Consider the following 20,501-nt stretch of genomic DNA (forward strand, 5'->3'; position numbering starts at 1 on the left):
ACTTCCTCCGCAGACCGCCCGCCGGGGCGGTTTGTGAATAATCAACTCTCCCCGCCGCCCGGTCGGGACCCGCGAGGGCACCAGTCCCTCTTTATCCAGGGTCCCGTCCCCGGTGAGCGGTAAGGGCCCGCGGCCGGGCTCGCACCGCCTGGGGAGCGCACCGCGCCTACGGCGTACGGCGGTCATCGTCGCTCGCCGCCGTACGTGATGTGTCGTATCCATGCGTACGCCATGCCGCTGGACGCCTGCCCAGGGGGCGCACGCTGCGCCGTCGCATGCCGCCGACCGCCCGTCGAACACCGGGCCGGGCCCGCTCGCCCGCCGCCGCGGGGGGCGGCAGCGGGCGATGCCGACGAGCGGGGACCGTTACCGGCACGAGACGGGACCGCCGCCGGCCGGGCTCAGGGCTTGCGCGCCAGGCCCGCGTAGACGGTGACCGGCGGGTCGTCGGGGGCGAGTTCTTCCTCCGCGGCGTCCGGCTGCCAGTGCGACACCAGGACCGGCGCCGGGCCGACGGGCTCCAGGCCGTGGAAGAACCTCGCCACCTCCGCCCGGGTGCGTGGCCGCAGGGTCACGCCACCCTGGCGGTACAGGGACACGACTCGCTCCGCCTCCTCCTCGCTGCCGTCGGCGGTGGCATGCGAGAACACCAGGTGGCTGCCCGGGGCGAGCGCGTCCATCAAGCCGTGCACCAGGTCGTAGGCGCCGTCCTCGTCCGGGATGAAGTGCATGAGCGAGATGAGGGAGAGGGCGACCGGCCGGCTCAGGTCGAGTACATCGGTGGCCAGCTCGATGATTTTCCCGGGCTCGCGCACATCCGCTTCGAGGTAGTGGGTGGCGCCTTCCGGGGTGCTGCGCAGCAGCGCTTCGGCGTGGCGCAGCACGATGGGGTCGTTGTCCGTGTAGACCACGCGGGAGTCGGGGGCGATCCGCTGGGCGATCTGGTGGAGGTTGGGCTCGGTGGGGATCCCGGTGCCGATGTCGAGGAACTGGCGGGTGCCGGAGCGGGCCAGCCACTCGGTCGCGCGGTGCATGAAGAGGCGGTTGATCCTGGCCGAGTCTCTGACGGTCGGGTCGATGTCGAGGACCTGCACGGCCAGTTGCTCATCGACGGGGTAGTTGTTCTTGCCGCCGAGTATGTAGTCGTAGACGCGGGCCGGGTGGGGCCTGCTGGTGTCGATTCTGGTGGGCTCTGGCCCGGATGCTGACATGGTGCGCTCCATGGGGGTCGGCGCGGTGGTGCCGGTGTGCGGGTGCGGATGTGTCAGGAGACCAGGAAGTCGGCCTTGCCGGCCTTGGCGCCCTGGATGAAGGCGATGATCTCGCTGCGGGTGTAGATCAGCGCCGGGCCCTCCGGATCGGTGGACTGTCGGAGCGCGACCCGGCCGTCGTCCAGTTTCCTGGCCTCGACGCAGTTGCCGCCGTTGCCGCCGCTCCACGGCTTGTGCCAGCCCTCGGTGCCGAGGTCGGCCGCGCGCATGCCGTTGAAAATGCGATCCATTCAGAGCTCCTTGCGGAAATCGCGGAGGATTTCCTTTGTGCGTCGTGCGGTTGCCGCCTGGGCCGCCATGCGGTCCAGGACCTCCAGATGGGAGGCCACCTCGACACGTTCGTCGAGGTAGACGGCGCCGGTCAGGTACTCGACGTAGACCATGTCCGGCAGTTCGGGTACAGCGAAGCGGAAGAGGACGAAGGGCCCGTAGGTGCCCGGGTGGTGTCCCGAGGAGAACTCCGCTATCTGCAGGGTGACATTGGGCCGCTCGGTGGCCGTCAGCAATCGGTCGATCTGGCCCCGCATGACCTCGGGGGTGCCCACGGGGCGGCGCAGGACGGTTTCGTCCAACACCACCCACAGATGCGGGGCGTCCTCGCGGGTGAGCAGCGTCTGGCGCTCCATGCGCAGGGCGACATGCCGCTCGGACTCCTCAGGGTCGACCTGGCCGACGGCGCCGGTGCGCATGATGGCCCGGGCGTAGTCCTCGGTCTGCAGCAGGCCGGGGACGAAGTGCGGCTCGTACGCGCGGATGACCGCGGCGGCGCCCTCCAGACTGACATGCACGCTGAACCAGTCCGGCAGGATGTCGTGGAACCGCTGCCACCAGCCCGGCCGGTTGGCGTCCTCGGTGAGGGTGATGAACGCCTCGGCCTCGCCGCCGGTGACGCCGTAGGCGTCCAGCAGCATCCGCACATACGGGATCTTCAGGGCGACCTCGGCGGTCTCCATCCTGCGGATGGTGGCGGGGGCCACATGCAGCACCTTGGCGGCCTGTTCGCGCTTGAGACCCGCTCTTTCGCGCAGCTCCCGCAGGCGCTTGCCAAGCACGACTTGGCCCACGGTCGGGGCGGACCGCGGTTCACTCACTTCTACCTCCCGCAGCTGATGCCCGCAGTGTGTCATGCCCTGAATGGAGCGGACACACTGCACTTGCGACTCTGCACTTTTCAGAGTGCCCCTTGCCAAGTGCACGAGGCGTTACGCATAGTGGCGTCGTGATCCCGTCAACTCCCGCGGCGCCGCCCAGGCCCGGCCGTCGACAGCGTCTGGAGCTGCCGCCCACGCTGTTCGCCGAGGCCGGATACGACGCCATCGCCCTGCCGGAGCGGCATGGACGTCAGGTCATGGAGCTGCTGCCCAGGGCGGGCTGTGTCTACTCCGCCGTCGGCCGATGGTGGTGGATCGTTCCACCGCGGTCGGACTGTGGGCTCAACTGGCCCGCGATCGCTCTGTATTCGGTCGGCGCGGTGGTGTCCGACGCGCCGCCGGGCCGGCCGGATCCGGTGGCCGAGGCGCCCCGGCTGATCCACCGGCCCGAGGGCACCGTGCCGTACACCCATCCGCTGGTGCTGCATATAGCCGTGTGCGCGGTCGCCGGAGTCTCCCCGGCCTGGCCGGCCCGGCCGGGGCCGTAACGTTCCGGCGGGCCCGTCAGAGGCCGCGGCTCGCCCGGCGCCCCACCTGTCCGGGGTCCGTCCAGCCAGGGCCGGACCCCGGAGCCCCGTACCCGCCGTCAGGAACCGTTGTCGGTCTGCAGATACGCGGCGGGCCGCGGATAGCGGCGCATGGTGCCCCCGCCGGGCGGGTCGTCGCTGTCCATGGAGGGCAGCGCGGCGGGCGCAGTGGCCTCGGCCGGAGTGGCCGGGGCCGGGTCGGGGGCGGAGTCGGTGACGACCGTCGGCATGTAGATGAGCGTGTCGTCCATCGACATGTCCCCCGCGACGGCGGCCGGGTCCGGCGCGTAGACCGTCATCCGGCCGCCACCCGAGGGCTGTTGCTGCGCGGTCTGCGCAGGCCGCGCGGGCTGTGCGGGCTGTGGCGCGCTCGGTTGCGGTGTCTGCACCTCCTGCAGCGACTGCGGTGCCTGCTGCAGGGCCTGCTGCATGGCTTGCAGCCGGGCGTAGGCGCCCGTCGTCTGCTGGGACTGGTAGAGCGGCATCTGGCCGGCGGGGGTGTACGCGGCGGGGGTCAGCTCGGCCATGGGCTGCGCCTGGGGCTGCGCAAAGGCCGCGGCCATCGCCTGCTGCGCCGCGTAGCCCCCGTAGGTGTCCTGTGCCGTCTGGAGCGGGGTGGCGGGGTACAGGGCCGGTTGCGGCTGTTGCTGTTGCTGTTGTTGTTGCTGCTGCTGCTGCGCGGACGCGAGCAGCATCTGGAGCTCGGTCACCGGTTGCGGCAGCGCGTACGAGGGCTGCTGCGGCAGGGCGTACGAGGCGTACGAGGGCTGCTCCAGCGCGTACGACGGCTGCTGGGGCAGGGCGTACGAGGGCTGCTCCAGCGCGTAGGACGGCTGCTGATCGAGGGAGGGCTGCGGGGCGTACCAGGCCGTGCCGTACAGCACCGTGCTCAGCCCGGTCAGCAGTCGCTGCACATCAGGCTGGGAGCGCACCACCAGCCGCATGAACTGGCTGCTGCTGCCCAGCTTGTTGCCGCATTCACGGACCAGCACGCCGTGTTCGGACAGCAGCCGGTCGCGCACCTGGGCGCCGTCCGCACCCTCCGGGAGCTTGACGAAGACGAAGTTGCCCTGGGAGGGATAGACCGTCAGCCCGGGCAGATTGGCCAGTTGGGCGGTCATCTCCTGCCGGTCGCGGCTGAGCATGCGCAGACTCTGCGCGTACTCCGGCTGGTATCGCTTCAGCATGAAGACGATGACCTCGGCGAAGGAGTTGAGATTCCACTTCGGCAACCGGGAGCGGATCTGGACGGCGAGCGCCGGATTGGCCACCAGATAGCCGAAACGGACGCCGTGCAGTCCGAAGTTCTTGCCGAGGCTGCGCAGCACAATGACATTGGGCCGCAGCACCGCCTCGTCCACGACGCTCGGATAGGCCTCCGAGTCGGCGAACTCCAGGAAGGACTCGTCGATGACGACCAGGTCGAGATCGGCGAGGGCGTCCATCATGGCGACGACGGCGTGCCGGGGCAGCAGTCCGCCGTCGGGGTTGTTGGGGTTGCAGATCACCGCGACCCGCGAACCCCTCGACCTCACGAAGGAGACGAAGGCGTCCGGGTCGAGCCGGAAGCCGTCCATCTCCGGGAGCTGGAACATGTCGACGCGCTTGCCGGTCTCCATCGGCTGGTCGGTCCACCGGCCGAAGGTGGGGATCGGCACCGCCAGGCTCTCCTTGACCAGCAGATGGTCGATCCAGGTGATGAGCTCGGTCGAGCCGTTGCCCATCGCCATGGTCTGCGGCTGCAGCCCGAGCAGGCTGGCCAGCTCGGCGGTGATGGTGTCCGCGGAGCTCGGGTAGTACGTGAGGATGTCCCGCAGCCGGACCGCCAGCACCGCGAACATCGCGGGCGTGGGGAAGTACGGGTTGCAGGGGATGCAGAAGTCGACGACGTCCTGTCCCACTCCCGCCCGGGAGAGCGAGAAATACGACGGGCTGTGGTTGGTGCCACGGAACAGTTCCATGGCATTCCCGGAATTGCCGACTGCGGCAACAGTCACAGCAGGACCTCCTCGGTCACGGGGCCGTGCGGACACGACCGTTGCTGCTCTGTCTCCAGAGCCTGCTGCATGATCCCGCAGACGTTGGTCTACTGAGCATTTTCGTGGGGTGTTTGAGAAGTTCGGGACAAGGGAACAAGTGAGCGGTTATCATTCCGCCTCAACATCCTGTTCGGACCGGTTCTGTCCGGCTACCCAGACTGCCACCTGAGCCCGGGAATTGAACCCGAGCTTGCTCAGAATGCGCTCGATATGACCCTCGGCGGTGCGCTGGGCGATCACCAGCGCGGCCGCGATCTCCTTGTTGCTCAGCCCCCGCGCCACCAGACGCGCGATCTCGGTCTCCCGCGGGGTCAGCGGAGAGGGCTGCTCACCCTCCCCGGCCGGGGCCCGGGTGGGCAGTTGGTCCTGGAGCGCGTAGGCCAGCGCCTCGTCGTAGGAGAGCCGGGCGCCCTCCTTCACGGCCGCCTGGAACGCCTGCTTGCCCAGGGACCGGCGGGTGTCCGCCTCACAGCCCTCGTGGTAGCGGACGAGGTGGCCGTAACCCGACAGCGGGGCGCCGATGTGGTGCCAGATGTTCCGCAGGGCGCCCAGCAGCCTGGCCGCCCGCTGGTACTGGCTCTGCGCGGCCGAGATCCAGGCCATCACCTCCAGATTGACCCCGACCCCCAGCGGGTCGTCCAGCGAGCGGTTGAAGTTCAGGCTCTCCCGCTCCAGGGCGGCCGCGCGCTCGTGGTCGCCCTGGCGCCACACCTCGACGCCGAGCGCCATCGTCGCGTACGCCCGGTGCCAGCCCTCCTCGTATGCGTCGCACACCGCCAGCGACTCCTCGCCCACCGCGATGGCGCGCGGTGAGTCACCCAGGAACGAATGCGCCAGGGAGAGCCGGATCAGGGCGAGTGCAAGGCCCACCGGATCGCGGGCGGCGCGATGGCGCGCCACGGCCTCCTGGTACAGCTCGATCGCCGACTCGGTGTCGCCCCGGCACATGGCGATCATCCCGGAGTAGAGCGCGACATAGCCGAGGATCGCCTCCTGCCGCAGCCGGGCGCCGAGCTCCCGGCACTCGTCCAGCATGGCGGCGGCCGCGTCGATATCGGACTGGATGATGGCCAGCCAGCCGTCGGTCCACAGCGCGCGGGCGCGCACCTCGGTCGGGTCGGGGCACAGGGCCAGGCCCCGGTCCAGCCAGCCGCGCCCCTCGGTGAGGTAGTAGCTGGTGATCCAGTGGTAGAGCAGATCGGTCGCGATGCCGAGCCCGGCCGCCGCCTGCCCGGGCTCGGCGAAGCTGTACTCCAGCGCGGCGCGCAGATTGGCGTGTTCCTGCTGGAGCCGGGTGAACCACGGCACCTGTGAGGGGCCGAACAGCTCGGCGCGCGCCGTGGCCGCCAGCCGCTGGTAGTAGTCCCGGTGGCGGCGCAGCCGCTCCGCCTCCTCCCCGGCCGCGGCGAGCCGTTCCCGGCCGTAGTGGCGCAGGGTGTCCAGCATCCGGTAGCGCACCGCCTCCGGGTGGTCCTCCCGGATCAGCACCGACTTGTCCACCAGACCGGCCACCAGGTCCAGAACCTCGTCTCGGTCGATCCCGTCCCCGCCGCACACCGCCTCGGCCGCCTCCAGGTCCAGGCTCCCGGCGAACACCGAGATCCGGGCCCACATCAGCTGCTCCTTGCCGGTGCACAGGTCGTAGCTCCAGTCGACGAGCGCCCGCAGCGTCTGGTGGCGCGGCAGGACCGCCCGCGAGCCCGTGGTGAGCAGCCGGAACCGGTCGTCCAGCCGCTCGAGCAGCTGCTGTACGGACAGCGCCCGCAGCCGTACGGCCGCCAGCTCGATGCCCAGCGGAATGCCGTCCAGCCGGCGGCAGACCCCCTCCACCGCGTCCCGGTTGGCCTCGGTGACGGTGAACCCGGGCAGGATGGCGCCGGCCCGCTCCACGAACAGCCGCACCGCGTCGCACTGCGCCAGGGCCGCGATGGACAGCCGGGGGCCCTCGGCGTCCGGCAGCGCCAGCGCCGGGACGGGCAGTGTCTGCTCGCCGGCCGTGCCCAGCGCCTGCCGGCTGGTGACCAGGACGCGCAGTCGCGGGGCCTCGCGCAGCAGCCGGCCGGTGAGCAGCGCACACGCCTCGACCAGCTGCTCGCAGTTGTCCAGCAGGATCAGCGCCTGCTTGTCGCGCAGATGGTCGACCAGGGCCTCGACGGCGGGCCGGGAGGAGTGGTCCCGCAGCTCCAGCGCCTCGCTCACGCTCTGCGCCAGCAGCCCGGGGTCGGCCAGCGCGGCCAGCTCGACCAGCCACACCCCGTCCGGGAACGCCCGGCGCGCGTCCTCGGCCACCCGTAGCGCCAGCCGGGTCTTGCCGACCCCGCCCACGCCGGTCAGGGTCACCAGCCGTGAGGCGGACAGCATCCGCTTGACCTCGGCCGTTTCATGCCGACGTCCCACAAAGCTGGTCACCTCGGCCGGCAGCCTTCCGGTGTGCCGACCGTTCGAGGTGCCTGATACCACCGCGCTCATGGATGCCTCGAACCAGTCCCGGCCCTCGGGCCTCGCGCGACCGGGCCGACGCTTCCAGGCTATGCCCTGGGGTTTAAGGGGCGCGCAGGGCCCTAGGGGCCGTCTTCAAAGGGGGCGCCCTGCTCACGACGCCTGGCACGGCATCTCGCTGCGTTGTCGGAGTCGCCCGAGTACGCCCAGTACGAGGGCGATCCTCCGCCTTGCGATGCGCCCCCAGCTACCGCTGGGAGGTGCCCCCGGCCGGACGCCGCTCGCGGCCGGACGCCCCCAGCGAAGACGAACCCTAGGCGGCATTGCGTGAGGTCGGCATGAAATGGGGAGAATAGTATTAATGAGTTATTTGAGCCGTATGGTGGGGCGGGCGAACGAGCTGACCGAAGCCCGGAGGCTGCTCGGACATACGCGGCTGCTCACCCTCACCGGCGTCGCGGGGGTCGGCAAGAGCCGGCTGGCGCTCGGCGTGGCCGACCTGGTGCGCGGGGACTTCCCGGACGGCGTGTGGAACGCCGAGCTCACCGCGCTGGAGGACCCGAGCCTGCTCCCGCAGACCGTCGCGAGCGCGGTGGGGCTGCGCGACCAGGCCGCCCGGTCCGCGATGGAGGTGCTGGGCGACCATCTGCGCGAAAAGCGGGCGCTGCTGCTCCTCGACAACTGCGAGCACCTGATCGAGCCCTGCGCGCTGCTCGCCGACCGCCTGCTGCGCCGGGCGCCTCGGCTGTGTCTGCTGGTCACCAGCCGCGAGCCGCTGCGGGTGGAGGGGGAGACGGTCCTGTGGGTGCCCTCGCTGCCCGTCCCCGAGCCGCATCGACGGCACAGCCCCCAGGCGCTGGCCCGCTACCCGGCGGTCCAGCTCTTCGTGGCCCGCGCGGCGCGGGTGTCGCCCTCGTTCACCCTCGACGCGCACAACGGCGACGCCGTGGCCCTGCTGTGCGGGCGGCTCGACGGCCTCCCGCTGGCCATCGAACTGGCAGCGGTCGGGCTGCGGACCCTCAGCCCCGATCAGGTCCTGGACCAGCTGGACCAGTGGCTGGAGCCCATGGCGGGGGAGCCCGCGGCGGGGGAGTGCACAGCGGGGGAAGCCGGTGCGACCCGAGCCCGCCACCAGACCCTGGGCGCGGCCGTCGACTGGAGCTTCGACCTGTGCTCCCCGGCCGAGCGGACCCTGTGGGCCCGGGTGTCGGTGTTCGCCGGGGACTTCGGCCTGCCGGCGGCGGAGGAGGTCTGCGCCGGCGATGGCCTCGAGCGCGAGGACGTGCTCGACCTGGTGGCCGGGCTGGTCGACAAGTCGATTCTGGTGCGGGAGGAGCGCGGCGACGAGGTCCGCTACCGGCTGCTGGAGACAATCCGGCGGTACGGCCGGGCGCGGCTGGCCGGATACGGGCAGGTGGCCGCGTTGCGGCGGCGCCACCGCGACTGGTACCGCGCCCTGGTGCGCGAGGCCGAGGGGCAGTGGCTCACCGCGCGGCAGGAGGAGTGGCTGACCCGGCTGCGCGGCGAGCTCGCGAACCTCCGTACGGCCCTGGAGTTCTGCTGCGCCGAGCCCGGCGAGGCCCGCGCGGGGCTGGAGATAGCCGCGGGGCTGTGGCCCCACTGGATCTGCGGCGGCAGCCTCGCCGAGGGCCGCCACTGGCTCGAACAGGCGCTGTGGCTCGCCCCCGAGGAGAGCGTGGCCCGCGGCATGGCGCTGTGGGTGGACGCGTGGCTCGCGGCGCTCCAGGGGGACACGGCCTCGGCGCTGCCCCGGCTCGACGAATGCCGGGAGCTGGCCCTGCGGCTCGGGCACGAGCCCACCCTGGTCCGCGCCACCCAGCATCGCGGCGCCCTCGCGCTGTACGAAGGCGACTTCCCGCGGGCGGTCCGCCTCATCGAGAAGGCGCTGGAGGGCCACCGCGCGGCCCGCGACCGCAACGGCATGATGACCGCCCTCTACCAGCTGACCATGGCCTGCGCCCTGTCCGGCGACGCCCGCGCGGCGGTCTACGGCGAGGAGTGCCTGGCGCTGTGCGAGGCGGCCGGGGCCCAGTGGGCCCGCTCGTACGCGCTGTGGGCGCTCGGCCTGCACACCTGGCACCGCGGCGACCGGCGGCGCGCGACCGCGCTGGTACGGGACGCACTGCGGACCCGCTGGGTGGTGCGCGACGGGTGGGGGATGGCGCTGTGCCTCGAGGTACTGGCCTGGAGCGCGGCCTTCGGCGGGCAGCCCGGGCACGGCGCGCGGCTGATGGGCGCGGCGGACGCGATGTGGAGCTCCCTGGGCGCCTCGCCCTCGGGGTTCCGGCACCTGGCCGCCGTACACGACGAGGTCGCCACCCGGCTCCGCACGGACCTGGGGACCCGCGCGTACGCCGCCGCGTACCGGGCGGGGGCCCGGCTGACGGCCGACGAGGCGGCGGCCACCGCCCTGCACGACCCGCCCCGCCTCCACCCCCACGGCCGTCGCGCGGCTTCGGCCGAAGCGTGAGCCGCTGTCGCGGCGCGGGGTGGTTCCGTCGTGCTCCGCGTCCCGCGGTCGTCGGCGGCTTCGGTCGGCGCGTGAGCTGCCGGCTTGGCGTGGGTGGGTCCCGGCGGGCAGCGTTGGGCTGTCGGGCCGTGGCGCGGGGCGGCTCTCCTGCCCGCCCCCGTGGCCGTTGCGTGGCCTGGACTGGTGCGTGGGCCGCCGGCTTGGGGCGGGGTGGTTCCGTCGGGCCCTGCGCGCTCGCGGTCGTCGCGCGGCGGCGGCGTGCCTGAGCCGCTGGCTTGGCGCGGGCGGGCCGCGCCGGGCCCGTTGGACGGGCGGGCCGTGGCGCGGCTCGCGCGCTCGCGGTCGTCGCGCGGCATGACCGGTGTGTGAGCGGCCGGCCCGGTGCGAGGTAGCCGTCACCCCGCCTCGCCCTTGGGCCCGTGGCCGTTGCGTGGCCTGGACCGGCACGTGAGCCGTCGGCTCGGCGCGGGTGGGTTCCGTCAGGCTCCAGCACCCGCATAGCTCTCGCGCGGCCTCAGCCGACGCGTGAGCAGCCCGCGCGGCGAGGGGTGGTCGAAGCGCCCCCCTTCACGGGACCGCCCGGGCCCCGCCAGGCCACCGCGCCCCGCCGGACCGCGGTGCGGTGTCGGCGCGTGCAGCGGGCCTCGCGGGGACATGTCCCCGCGAAGGGGCGACCGGGGGGCCGAGACCGCAGCGGCCGCCCCCGGGGCCGCGAGCCCCGGGGGCGGGGCTCCGCGCACGCGGATCGGGTACCCATGCGGGGATTTCTCCCCTCCCCGGGAGATCCGCCCGGACGCATGCTGGTGGTCGTCTCGATTCCGGATTCCGCCGGAAGCCGGCGGAAGATCGAAGGCCCCAGCCATGTGTGATCATCAGCCCCCCTGTCCGCCCGCCGACGCCACAGACCACGACTCGGCGCGTCTCGTGGCGACCCACCCCGAACAAGGGTGGAGCCTCCTGTGCAATGGCGTGGTGGTCTTCGCGGACACGGGTGAACTGCTCCCCGACGGACGCGTCATCCCCGCCCCCCGTACCTGTCCGGACCAGGCCGCATGAACGCCTCCACAGTGGCCCTGGCCTCGCAGCCAGGCACCTTCCGCCGCCCGGCGCGGCGTGGTGCCCGTGTCGCCGACCGTGGGATCTCCTGGGTGCTGCCGCGCCATCCCTCCTCGGTGCCCAGCGCCCGTCGGCTGGTCCTGTCGCAGCTGGCCGTATGGGCGCTCGCTGGATCGGCGGACGACGCCGAACTGCTGGTCAGCGAGGTGGTCACCAACGCGCTGCGCTACACCGGCGGGGCGGTCCGGCTGACGCTGTGCCTGTGTCCGGCGGACGGCACCCTGCGCTGTGAGGTGGAGGACGCCGACCCCACGCTTCCGCAGTCGCGCCAGGCCTGCGAGGACGACGAGGGCGGCCGAGGCCTCTACATGATCGATCTGCTGGCCCGCTCATGGGGCAGCCACCGGACCGGGACGGGCAAGACCGTGTGGTTCGAACTGCACGTCCGCCCCGGCGCCGGCCAACATCGGCACGCCGACATCTGACCTACGACGAAAGGAGATGCCATCGGACGCTACAGCGCATACACGCACTCCGTGATGCCGAAACGGCCCGGGGACCGGAAGGTGAGTGCCCTCGACCGCGACTTCCGTCCCCGGGCCTCGGCATGCCCGCACCCGCTGTAGCGCGAACACCGATTCCGTGGGACATCACCAATCACTGTCGTATTGGTTGATCACCTTTGTATCACTCGTGTAGTCTCACCATTGCAGTGAGTAGCACACTTTCCGGCTTATCGCAGCGAGTTGGGGCGTGAGGGGGCTACTGTGATGGACCGGACCGACAACTCCTGGTTACCAGGCACCTTAATCGGGCGCGCCGATGAACTGGCGGCGCTGAGGGATCATGCCGAGGCGGCGCGCTCCGGGCGCGCCGGTCTTGTGATCCTCTCCGGCCCGGCCGGTATCGGCAAGACGACTTTGCTGCACGCCTTTGTGAACGGTGGGGCGTGCCAGGGCATGACGGTGCTCCATGGCCGGTGCGGCGAGGTCGTGACCAACGCGGGCTACGGCGGCGTACGGGCCCTGTTCGGCAGCTTGGGGCTCACCGAGTCCGGGGACCGAGGCGTTCACGAGTCCCCGCTGCTGAAGGGCAGCGCCGGCCGTGCGCTGCCCGCCCTGCGGCCCGCCCCCGCCGAGGAGGAGCCGGGTACGGCCGCGACCGTCTATCCCGTGCTCCATGGGCTCTACTGGCTCACGGTCAACCTGACGGCGCGCGGCCCGCTGGTGCTGGTCCTGGACGACGCCCACTGGTGCGACGAGCGGTCGCTGCGCTGGATCGACTTCCTGCTGCGCCGCGCGGACGATCTGCCGCTGCTGGTGGTGCTGGCCCAGCGCACCGAGGCCGAACCGACCGCCCCAGGCGCGCTCGCGGATATCGCGGCCCAGTCCCGCTCCACGGCGATCCGTCTGGAGCCGCTGACCGACGAGGGGGTCGGGGAGATGGTCGGGCGGGTCTTCCCGACACCCGACCATGCCCTCGACGCCGCTTTCGTCGAGCGCGCCGCCGCCGTCTCCGGGGGCAACCCCCTGATGCTCGCCAAGCTGCTCAGCGAACTGCGGTCCATGGGGGCCTCGCCGGATGAGAAGAGCCTGGGCGCGGTCGCCGAAGTGGGCCAGGGCGTGGTCGCGCTGTCCGTACGCGCTCTGATGGGCCGCCTGGCCCCCTGGGTGCGCGATGTGGCCACCGCGATCGCGGTGCTCGGCGAGGTGGACTCAAAGCGGGCTGAGCACGTCGGGGCGCTGGCCGGGGTGCCCGTCGCGCTGGTCGAGGAGGCGGTGGCGGTGTTGCGGGGCGCCGAGGTGGTGGCCCCCGACCGGGTGGACCTGGCGCATGACGTGGTGCGCTCGGCGGTGCTCGACTCGTCCGCGACCGAGGAGCTGGGCGAGCTGCGGGCCAGGGCGGCCCTGCTGCTCAGCGACGCGGGGCGGCCCGCAGAGGAGGTCGCGGGCCAGCTTCTGCTGGTGCCCGTGGTGGACCAGCCCTGGATGCGGCGGGTCCTGCGGGAGGCGGCGGCGGGGGCGGAGACCCGGGGCGCCCCCGAAGCGGCGATCCGCTATCTGTACCGGGTCCTGGAGGCGGAGCCGCACAGTGTGTCGGTGCGCGCCCAACTGGCCAGATCGCTGGCGGAGATCAACCCGCCCGAGGCCATCGCGCTGCTGGGGGAGGCGCTGGCGCTGGCCGAGGACGTACGGGTGAAGGCGACCCTCGCCGTGCAGTTCGGGTTCGCCTGTCTGACCGTGCAGCAGGCGCCCGCCGCCGTACGGGTGCTCGGCGAGGTCCTGGACGCGCTGGAGGCCGAACTGGGGGCCGACCCCCACCCCGACCTCGCGGCCCGCGAACTGCGCGCCCTCGTCCAGTCGGTGCTGCTGATCACCGGATGCGACGAGAAGGCGACGATCGCCGCCGTCCGCGGGCGTTTCGCGCGGATGGCCGCCCCGGCCGGGGACACCCCGGCGCAGCGGCAGACGCTGGCCATGATGAGCGTGCTGACGGCGATGGACGGGCGTTCGGCGGAGCGGGCGGTGCGGCAGGCCCGGCGTGCGCAGCGGGCGTCGGACGCCGCGACCGGCACCCTGCCGCTGATCTTCTCCGCGTTCACCCTCGGCCTCGCCGACGACGCCCAGGGCTCGCTTGAGGCGCTGGATCTCTCGCTGCGCTACAGCCAGGAGAACGCGGCGGTGTGGACGTATGTGCTCGGTCTTTCCACCCGTTCCGTGATGCTGCACACGATGGGCGAGATCCCCGACGCCCTGGCGGACGCCCAGACGGCGGTGGAGATCATCGCCGATGAGCGGTGGAGCGGCAATGTGACCATGCCGCAGACGGCGCTGGCCACCGCGCTCGTCGACCGCGGTGAGCCGGAGCGCGCCGAGGCGCTGCTGGAGCGGATCGCCCGGCCGAACCTGGACGGCTTCGTGATGGAGTACCACTGGTATCTGATGGCGCGGGCGCGGGCCCGGTGGGCGCTGGGCGACGGCGAGACCGCGCTCGGCCTGTTCCTCGACTGCGGCAGGTCCTTGGAGGAGACGGGGATCACCAACCCGGCGTTCGCGCCTTGGTGGGCCGAGGCGGCCTGTCTGCTCGCGGACCTCAAACGCCCCGAGGAGGCCGGGGATCTCGTCGAGTGGGGCGCCGGGCTGGCCCGCCGCTGGGGGACCTCCCGTGCGCTGGGGCTGGCCGCGCTCGCCCGGGGGGTGACCACCCAGGGGCGCCCGGGTGTCGAACTGCTCGCCGATTCGGTCGAGTTGCTGTCCCGCTCGCCCGCCCGGGCCGAGCACGCCCGGGCCGAGTATCTGCTGGGCGGGGCGCTGCTGGAGGCGGACGACGCGCGCGGCGCCCGGGAGCATCTGCGGACCGCCGCCGACCTCGCCTGGCGCTGCGGGGCGCTCGCGCTCGCCCGGGAGGCCCGGCGGCGGCTGGTGGCCTCCGGTGGGCGGATGCGGGAGATCACCACCTCACCGGTCGATCTGCTGACCGGTATGGAGCGTACGGTCGCCAATCTCGCCGCGGCCGGGGCGGGCAACCGCGAGATAGCGGAGTCGCTGTTCGTCACGGTGCGTACCGTGGAGATGCATCTGACCGGCGTCTACCGCAAGTTGAGCGTCAGCCAGCGCGCCGAGCTCGGCGCCGCGCTGCGCTCCCCGACCGTCCCGGGCCCCCAGGCGCCCGCCTGGGTCTCCGCGTCCCGCGGCAGGCGCTGAGCGGTGAGCCCCGGCGCCCGGGGTCGCCCCGGCTATAAACGCGGTGTATAGTGCGCGACATGCAGCCCCCCGGCCTCCCGCTCCTCGGGCGCGAACCTGAACAAGAGGTTCTGGCCGAGGCCGTCAGCGGCCTGACCGTGCGGCGCCCGGCGGTGGTCACCCTCAGCGGTACGGCGGGCTTCGGGCAGAACGCGCTGCTGCGGTGGGCGGCCGGGCTCGCCGAGGACCGCGGTCTGCGCGTGCTGCGCGCCCGGGGCACCCCCGGCGAGAGCGATCTGCCGTACGCGGCGGTGACCCAACTGCTGGGCCCGCCTGCCGACACCGCGTCCGCCGACGCCGTATCCGAGGGCCCGTCCGGGCGCGACGGGCCGTTCCCGGGCCTGGCCGAGCTGCTGCGCACGGCATGGGACCGGCCGACGCTGCTGGCCGTGGCGGATCTGCAGTGGCTGGACCCCGACTCGCTGCACTGGCTCCAGGCGCTGGTGCGGCGGCTGCCCGGGGCGCCGATCGTGGTGCTGGCCGGCGCCATCGGCCCCGTACCGCTGGCCGATGCCCTCCCGGGGCCCGTTGCCGTTTCCCCGCTGTCGCGCGGCGGTTCCCCGCTCTCGCTCGCCGTGTCCCGGCTGGTGCTACCGCCGCTGGGCCCCGCCCAGGTCGCCGCCGCGGTGACCCTGGTGTGCGGCGGCCAGGGGCAGGAACGGTTCACCGCGGCGGCGGCCGAGACCACCAGGGGCAACCCGGCGGTGCTCCACGACGCGCTGCGCCGCTTCGCCGACACCGGACATGAACCGGCCGACGACCGGGTGCCCCAGCTGCGCGCGATCGCGGCCGCCGCCACCGCCGATCACGCCACCCGCGCGCTGCGCGGTCTGCCCGCCCCGGCGGTCGCGGTGCTGCGTGCCCTCGCCGTCTGCGGCGACCTGCTGGACTTCCCCCTCGTCAGCACGCTCGCCCGGCCGCGCCCGGAGTACGAGGCGGGGCTGCGCGAGACGCTGGAGGCGACCGGGCTCACCGCCCCCGGCCCGGGCGCGGCGCTGCGGCTGACCGGCCCGGAGGTGCGGGCCCGGGTGCTGGAGGAGATGCCCGCCGACGAGCGGGCCGACCTGTACGCGCGCGCGGCGGAACTCGCCCACCGGGCCGCCGTGGACGACGCGGACATCGCCCGGCTGCTGCTCACCGCCCGCCCGATCGGGGCGCCCTGGGCCGTCCACGTACTGCGCCGCGCCGGCGGCGCCGCGCTGCGCGCCGCCGACCACGGCCGGGCGGTCGCCTCCCTGGCCCGCGCGCTGGAGGAGCCGCTGGACCGCGAGCAGCGGACCTGGCTGAGCCTTCGGCTGGCCGCGGCCGAGGTGCTGGAGGCGCCGGAGGCCGGGGACCGCCGGTTCGCCGAGATCCTTCGGTCACCGGGCGCGGAGCTCGCCGACGCACGGCTGCGCGCCGCGGACCTGGCGCTGGCCCGCGGCGGCTCCGATGTCGTACGCCGGGCGCTGACGGACGCGCTGCCCGCCGCGCGGGGCGGTGAACGCAGCGCCCTGACCGCCCTGTTCTGGCTCGCCGAACTGGGCCGCCATGACGACACCGATCTGCTGCTGCACGAGGTCCCCCCGCTCCCCGCCCATCCGTCCTCGCCCGCCCAGGCCGGGGCGCGCGCCTGGCAGTTGGCCCTGCTCGGCGAGGACCTGCTCACCACCAGAGCGCTGGCCCGCAGCGCCTTCGCAGGCCCCGCCGACGAGGGTGGGCTGCTGCTGCCCCGGCTGGCGGCGTGCCGGGCGCTGTGCCTGGCCGACGAGACGGACGAGGCCGGGCTGCGGCTGGACGAGCTGCTCACCGAGGCCCGGCGCGACCATGCCCGCGCCGCCGCCTCGCTGGTGCTGACCGGGCGCGGCGATATGAACCTGCGCCGGGGCCGGCCCGATCTGGCCGAGCGGGATGTCGCCGCCGCCGAGCGGGCCCTGCCGCACACCCATCTGCACCCCCTCTACGCCCCCTACGCGCGGGCCGTACGGATCCTCGTCGCGCTGGAGAGCGGCGACCGCAAGCAGACCGCGGCGCTCATGGCCCTGCCCGACCCCGACGCGTCGTGGAACACCATGGCGGGGGCCCATCTGCTGTTCGCCAGGGCCCTGGTGGACATCGCCGACGGCAAACCGGCCGAAGCGATCGATCTGCTGCTCGCCGCCGGCCGGCGGCTGCTGCGCCTCCAGTACGTCAACCCGGCCCTGCTGCCCTGGCGTTCCATGGCCGCCCGGGCCTGCCACGCGCTCGGCCACGACCAGGAGGCACACCGGCTCAGCCGCGAAGAGCTCGCGCTGGCCCGGCGCTGGGGCGCGCCGAGCGCGATCGGCTGGGCCGAACTGGGCATCGGACGAGTGGCCCACGACGGACGGGCCGCCAGACTGCGCGAGGCCGTGCGTACCCTCCAAGCCACCCCCGCCAACATGGCCTACATCGGGGCGCTGATGGAGCTGGCCACCGTGGAGCTGGACGCGGGGCGGCGGCGGGCCGCGGAACCCCTGATCGCCGAGGTGTCCCGGCTCACCTCGGCCCAGCCCGACAGCAGACCGGCCGCGCGGGCGCGCGCACTCGCCCAGCGGCTCGGCCGACTTCCGTCGGCCGCGGTCCGCGGACTGCACCCCGCCTGGGCCGCGCTGTCCGACGTCGAGCGGCGCACCGCCACCCTCGCGGGCCTCGGACACGGCAACCGGTACATCGCCGACATGCTCTCGGTCACCACCCGCACGGTGGAGCTGCGGCTGAGCGGGGCGTACAAGAAGCTGCGGATCAGCGGCCGGGCCGAACTGCGCGAGATGGTGCGCTCGATGGAGGGCTACGACACGGATGTTGCATGAGCGGGGCGCCGAACTGGCGCGGATCTCCGGTGCGTTACGGACCGCCCGCGAGGGCGGGCCGTCCCTCGTCCTGCTGACCGGCCCGCTCGGCATCGGCCGGTCCGCGCTGCTCCAGCGACTGGCCGCGCGAGCCGTGAACGAGGCCGAGGACGTGCGGGTGCTGCGCGCCAACGCCGCCCCGGTGGAACAGGACTTCGCCTTCGGCGTGGTGCGCCAGCTGTTCGACAGCCTGCTCGCGGGCGCCGCCGGGGAGCTGAGCGAACGCTGGACGCGCGAGAGCGCGTGCTTCGCCAACCTGGCCCTCGCCGACGAGGACATGCCCGCCGGCGACCGCCCCACCGCCGCCTACGAACCGGCGCTCAGCGGCCTGCTTTCGCTGCTGGAAAGCGTCAGCGCCGACGGCCCGCTGCTGATCCTGGTCGACGACCTCCAATGGGTGGACACCCCCTCGCTGTGCTGGCTGGCCTACCTGGCCAAGCGGCTGCGGGGGCTGCGCGCCGTCGTGGTGTGCACCCTGCGCGACGGGGAACCCCGCGCCCGGCACCCCCTGCTGAGCGAGGTCGTCGAGGCCGCGACACACCGGCTGCGCCCCCGCCCGCTGTCGTCCGCGGGCACCGCGGCGCTGATCCGCGACCACTTCGGCGAGCCGGGCGACGAGGAGTTCATCCGGGCCTGTCACGAGACCTGCGCCGGCAGCCCGTTGTCGCTGACCGCTGTGCTGCTGGACCTGGCGGCCGCCGGTCACCGGCCGACCGCCGACCGGGCCGGCGCGGTCCGCGCGGCCCGCCCCGCGGACCTGCGCGAGCGGCTGGCCAGGAGCGTACGTCTGCAGCCTGCGCCGGTACGCCACCTGGCCGCCGCGATCGCGGCCCTCGGCGAACCGGGCGACCCCGCACTCGTCCCCCGGCTGGCCGGCCTGGACCCGATCGACTACGCGGCGGCGCTGCGCGACCTGCGCGCGCTGGGGCTGGCCGCCGACGAGCGGGAGCCGCGGTTCGTCCACCCCGTCGTGGCGGACGCCGTCCAGTCGTCGCTGTCCGTCGCGGAGCGGGAGTGGCTGCACGACCACGCGGCGGAGCTGCTGTACCGCGCCGGGCGCTCCGACGAACAGGTCGCCGCCCAGCTGATGGCGGGCGTCACCTCCCGCCACGACTGGTCGGCCGGCGTGCTGCGGGCCGCCGCGGACGTCGCGCTGCGCCGGGGCGCCCCCGAGGTCGCCGTACGCTATCTGCGGCGCGCCCTGCTGGACGCCTCCCTGGCGGGCGAGGGTCGGTCGCGGCTGCTGATCGACCTGGCCACCGCGGAGCGTGGCCTCGACCCGGTGGCGTGCGAACGCCATATCTCCCAGGCGATCCCGCTGCTCCCCACGCCAGGCCACCGGGCCGCCGCGGCGCTTCGGCTCACCCCGGCCGTCATGGGCCTGCTGCGGCCCTCCGCCGTCGATCTGCTGCGGCAGGTCGCCGACGAGCTCGGCCCGCCGGACGCGCTGGGCGGAGCGGCGCGCGAGATGGCCCTGCGGCTGGAGGCGCGGCTGCGCCAGAGCGGCATCGACGACCCGGCGGAGCTGACCTCGGCGGTGGAGCGGCTGTACGGGATGGGGGAGGAGCCGCCGACGGCCACGGCCGCCGAGCGCGAACTGGTCGCGGTGCTGGTCAGCGCCGCCACACTCACCTGCAGACTGCCCGCGGACGAGGTCACCCGGCTGGCGATGCGCCTTCTGGAGCGCGAACCGGTCGGGTCGGCGCGGGTGTACTCCGCGCTGCCGCTGGCCACCGTCGCGCTGGTCGCCGCCGACTCCGTGGACGCGGTCGGCTCCTGGCTGTCCGTCGAGCAGCGGATCGGCCGGTCGCGCGCTGCGGACACGGTCGGCACCGTCGGCACCGTCGTCGACGGGTTTGGCCACCTCGAGCAGGCGATGGTGCTCATGGCGCGCGGTCGGCCGACCCTGGCCCACGCCCATGCCGAGCGCGCCCTGCGGCTGTCCGACGCCCACTGGCAGGAACTCGGCCTCGCGGCCACCATCGCGCTCGTCCGTACGGCCCTGGAGATCGGCGACCCCGCGCTGAGCGAGCGGGTGCTGGACGAGGCCTCGCGGCGCACCTCCTCCTGTCTGCCCCTGGCGGTGGCGGTGCAGTTCCTCGGCGCGTCCGTGGACGCCCACCGCGGCCGCTGGGCCGCCGCCGTGGAGACCCTGATGGCCTGCGGCCGCCGGCTGGAGTCGGCGGGCTGGCGCAACCCGGTGCTGTTCCCCTGGCGGCTGCGCGCGGCCGGGCTGTACCAGCGTCTCGGCGACCCCCGCTCGGCGCTCGCGCTCGCCGAAGAGGACCGGCTGCGGGCCGAGGAGTGGGGCGCGCCGGTCGCCATGGGCCGGGCGCTGCGGCTCAAGGGCATGCTGCTGGGCGGCGAGACGGGCGAGGACCTGCTGCGCGAGGCGGTCGGCGTGCTGCGCGGCTCGGCCAACGAACTCGAACTGGCCCGCGCCCTGCTGCAGCTGGGCGGGCGCCTCGAAGGCCGTCCGGAGGCCGATGACCTGCTGCGGGAGGCGGCGGAGCTGGCCGCCGCATGCGAGGCGCCGTGGCTGGTCGAACGGGCCCGCCGCGGCGGCGGGGACGGCACCGTCCGGCTGGAGGACGCGCTGACCCGCACCGAGCGGCGGGTGGTGACCCTGGCCGGCCGGGGACTCACCAATTCAGAGATCGCCGGAGAGCTGGGCGTCACATCCCGCGCTGTCGAGAAGCACTTGACGAATTCTTATCGCAAGCTGAACGTATCCGGGCGGCGTGAACTCATCGCCGCCCTGCCGCGGCTGCAGGCGGTCAAAGGAAGTTAACGCCGCTAATGCTCCGCCGCTCGCCGTGACGCCGCCCCGGCTCCCAGGGGCTCGCGCGGCGCCCCCGCACCCGGGGTGCGGGGACTGCGCCCCCGTATCCGGCGCGGCGCCCGCCATGTCTCGGGGAGGCAACCTCCTTGCCAG

The 20,501-nt window shown here is 73.6% G+C and carries 12 protein-coding genes; 7 read left to right on the forward strand and 5 right to left on the reverse strand.

All coding sequences use genetic code 11. The features are described 5' to 3' along the window. Positions 1-401 precede the first annotated feature (401 nt). From ACH4U7_RS34525 to ACH4U7_RS34535, 3 genes are read right to left on the reverse strand one after another with little or no spacing between them, the layout of a single operon-like run. Positions 402-1,211, reverse strand: a complete 810-nt coding sequence (locus ACH4U7_RS34525; RefSeq protein ID WP_398531718.1) for an SAM-dependent methyltransferase — start codon at positions 1,209-1,211, stop codon at positions 402-404. 53 nt (positions 1,212-1,264) lie between these two features. After that, positions 1,265-1,501 (reverse strand): DUF397 domain-containing protein, encoded by a 237-nt coding sequence (locus tag ACH4U7_RS34530; RefSeq protein ID WP_089508268.1) that lies wholly within the window; start codon positions 1,499-1,501, stop codon positions 1,265-1,267. Further along, positions 1,502-2,362: a helix-turn-helix domain-containing protein gene (locus ACH4U7_RS34535; RefSeq protein ID WP_398531719.1), complete on the reverse strand. Its 861-nt coding sequence runs from the start codon at positions 2,360-2,362 to the stop codon at positions 1,502-1,504. Positions 2,363-2,490: 128 nt separating this feature from the next. On the opposite strand from ACH4U7_RS34535, the gene ACH4U7_RS34540 reads away from it, so the two are divergent. Next, positions 2,491-2,910, forward strand: coding sequence for a hypothetical protein (locus tag ACH4U7_RS34540; RefSeq protein ID WP_398531720.1), 420 nt, complete (start codon positions 2,491-2,493; stop codon positions 2,908-2,910). A 98-nt stretch (positions 2,911-3,008) separates the two neighbouring features. On the opposite strand, the gene ACH4U7_RS34545 is transcribed toward ACH4U7_RS34540, so the two are convergent. Both ACH4U7_RS34545 and ACH4U7_RS34550 read right to left on the reverse strand, forming a co-directional pair. Then, positions 3,009-4,910 (reverse strand): pyridoxal phosphate-dependent aminotransferase, encoded by a 1,902-nt coding sequence (locus ACH4U7_RS34545; protein WP_398531910.1) that lies wholly within the window; start codon positions 4,908-4,910, stop codon positions 3,009-3,011. A gap of 186 nt (positions 4,911-5,096) precedes the next feature. Continuing rightward, the gene (locus ACH4U7_RS34550; RefSeq protein WP_398531721.1) at positions 5,097-7,385 is read right to left on the reverse strand and encodes an ATP-binding protein; all 2,289 of its coding nucleotides are present in this window, start codon (positions 7,383-7,385) and stop codon (positions 5,097-5,099) included. A gap of 403 nt (positions 7,386-7,788) precedes the next feature. Between ACH4U7_RS34550 and ACH4U7_RS34555 the strand changes: the two genes are divergently transcribed. The 6 genes from ACH4U7_RS34555 (at position 7,789) to ACH4U7_RS34580 (ending at position 20,357) form a co-directional block, all read left to right on the forward strand. Next, entirely contained in the window at positions 7,789-9,918 is a 2,130-nt protein-coding gene (locus tag ACH4U7_RS34555; RefSeq protein WP_398531722.1) for an ATP-binding protein, read from the forward strand. 861 nt (positions 9,919-10,779) lie between these two features. Continuing rightward, complete coding sequence (locus tag ACH4U7_RS34560; protein WP_398531723.1) at positions 10,780-10,974, forward strand: DUF5999 family protein; 195 nt, start codon at positions 10,780-10,782, stop codon at positions 10,972-10,974. After that, complete coding sequence (locus tag ACH4U7_RS34565; RefSeq protein ID WP_398531724.1) at positions 10,971-11,459, forward strand: ATP-binding protein; 489 nt, start codon at positions 10,971-10,973, stop codon at positions 11,457-11,459. Before ACH4U7_RS34560 ends, ACH4U7_RS34565 begins: the two co-directional genes overlap by 4 nt. A gap of 285 nt (positions 11,460-11,744) precedes the next feature. Next, positions 11,745-14,678 (forward strand): AAA family ATPase, encoded by a 2,934-nt coding sequence (locus tag ACH4U7_RS34570; RefSeq protein ID WP_398531725.1) that lies wholly within the window; start codon positions 11,745-11,747, stop codon positions 14,676-14,678. 59 nt (positions 14,679-14,737) lie between these two features. Then, positions 14,738-17,527, forward strand: coding sequence for an AAA family ATPase (locus tag ACH4U7_RS34575; RefSeq protein WP_398531726.1), 2,790 nt, complete (start codon positions 14,738-14,740; stop codon positions 17,525-17,527). Continuing rightward, positions 17,517-20,357 carry an ATP-binding protein gene (locus ACH4U7_RS34580; protein WP_398531727.1) on the forward strand — a complete coding sequence of 947 codons (2,841 nt, stop codon included), beginning with the start codon at positions 17,517-17,519 and terminating at the stop codon, positions 20,355-20,357. The genes ACH4U7_RS34575 and ACH4U7_RS34580 overlap by 11 nt, the downstream gene beginning before the upstream one ends. The last annotated feature ends 144 nt before the right edge of the window (positions 20,358-20,501 follow it).

This window comes from Streptomyces sp. NPDC020845, assembly GCF_044334165.1.
Lineage (GTDB): Bacteria > Actinomycetota > Actinomycetes > Streptomycetales > Streptomycetaceae > Streptomyces.

Bases quoted from the DNA above. Each gene is read 5' to 3' on its own strand.
- ACH4U7_RS34560 (WP_398531723.1), top strand. From the start codon at position 10,780: ATGTGTGATCATCAGCCCCCCTGTCCGCCCGCCGACGCCACAGACCAC.
- ACH4U7_RS34565 (WP_398531724.1), top strand. From the start codon at position 10,971: ATGAACGCCTCCACAGTGGCCCTGGCCTCGCAGCCAGGCACCTTCCGC.
- ACH4U7_RS34575 (WP_398531726.1), top strand. From the start codon at position 14,738: ATGCAGCCCCCCGGCCTCCCGCTCCTCGGGCGCGAACCTGAACAAGAG.
- ACH4U7_RS34545 (WP_398531910.1), bottom strand. From the start codon at position 4,910: ATGGAACTGTTCCGTGGCACCAACCACAGCCCGTCGTATTTCTCGCTC.
- ACH4U7_RS34530 (WP_089508268.1), bottom strand. From the start codon at position 1,501: ATGGATCGCATTTTCAACGGCATGCGCGCGGCCGACCTCGGCACCGAG.
- ACH4U7_RS34580 (WP_398531727.1), top strand. From the start codon at position 17,517: ATGTTGCATGAGCGGGGCGCCGAACTGGCGCGGATCTCCGGTGCGTTA.
- ACH4U7_RS34555 (WP_398531722.1), top strand. From the start codon at position 7,789: ATGAGTTATTTGAGCCGTATGGTGGGGCGGGCGAACGAGCTGACCGAA.
- ACH4U7_RS34570 (WP_398531725.1), top strand. From the start codon at position 11,745: ATGGACCGGACCGACAACTCCTGGTTACCAGGCACCTTAATCGGGCGC.
- ACH4U7_RS34525 (WP_398531718.1), bottom strand. From the start codon at position 1,211: ATGTCAGCATCCGGGCCAGAGCCCACCAGAATCGACACCAGCAGGCCC.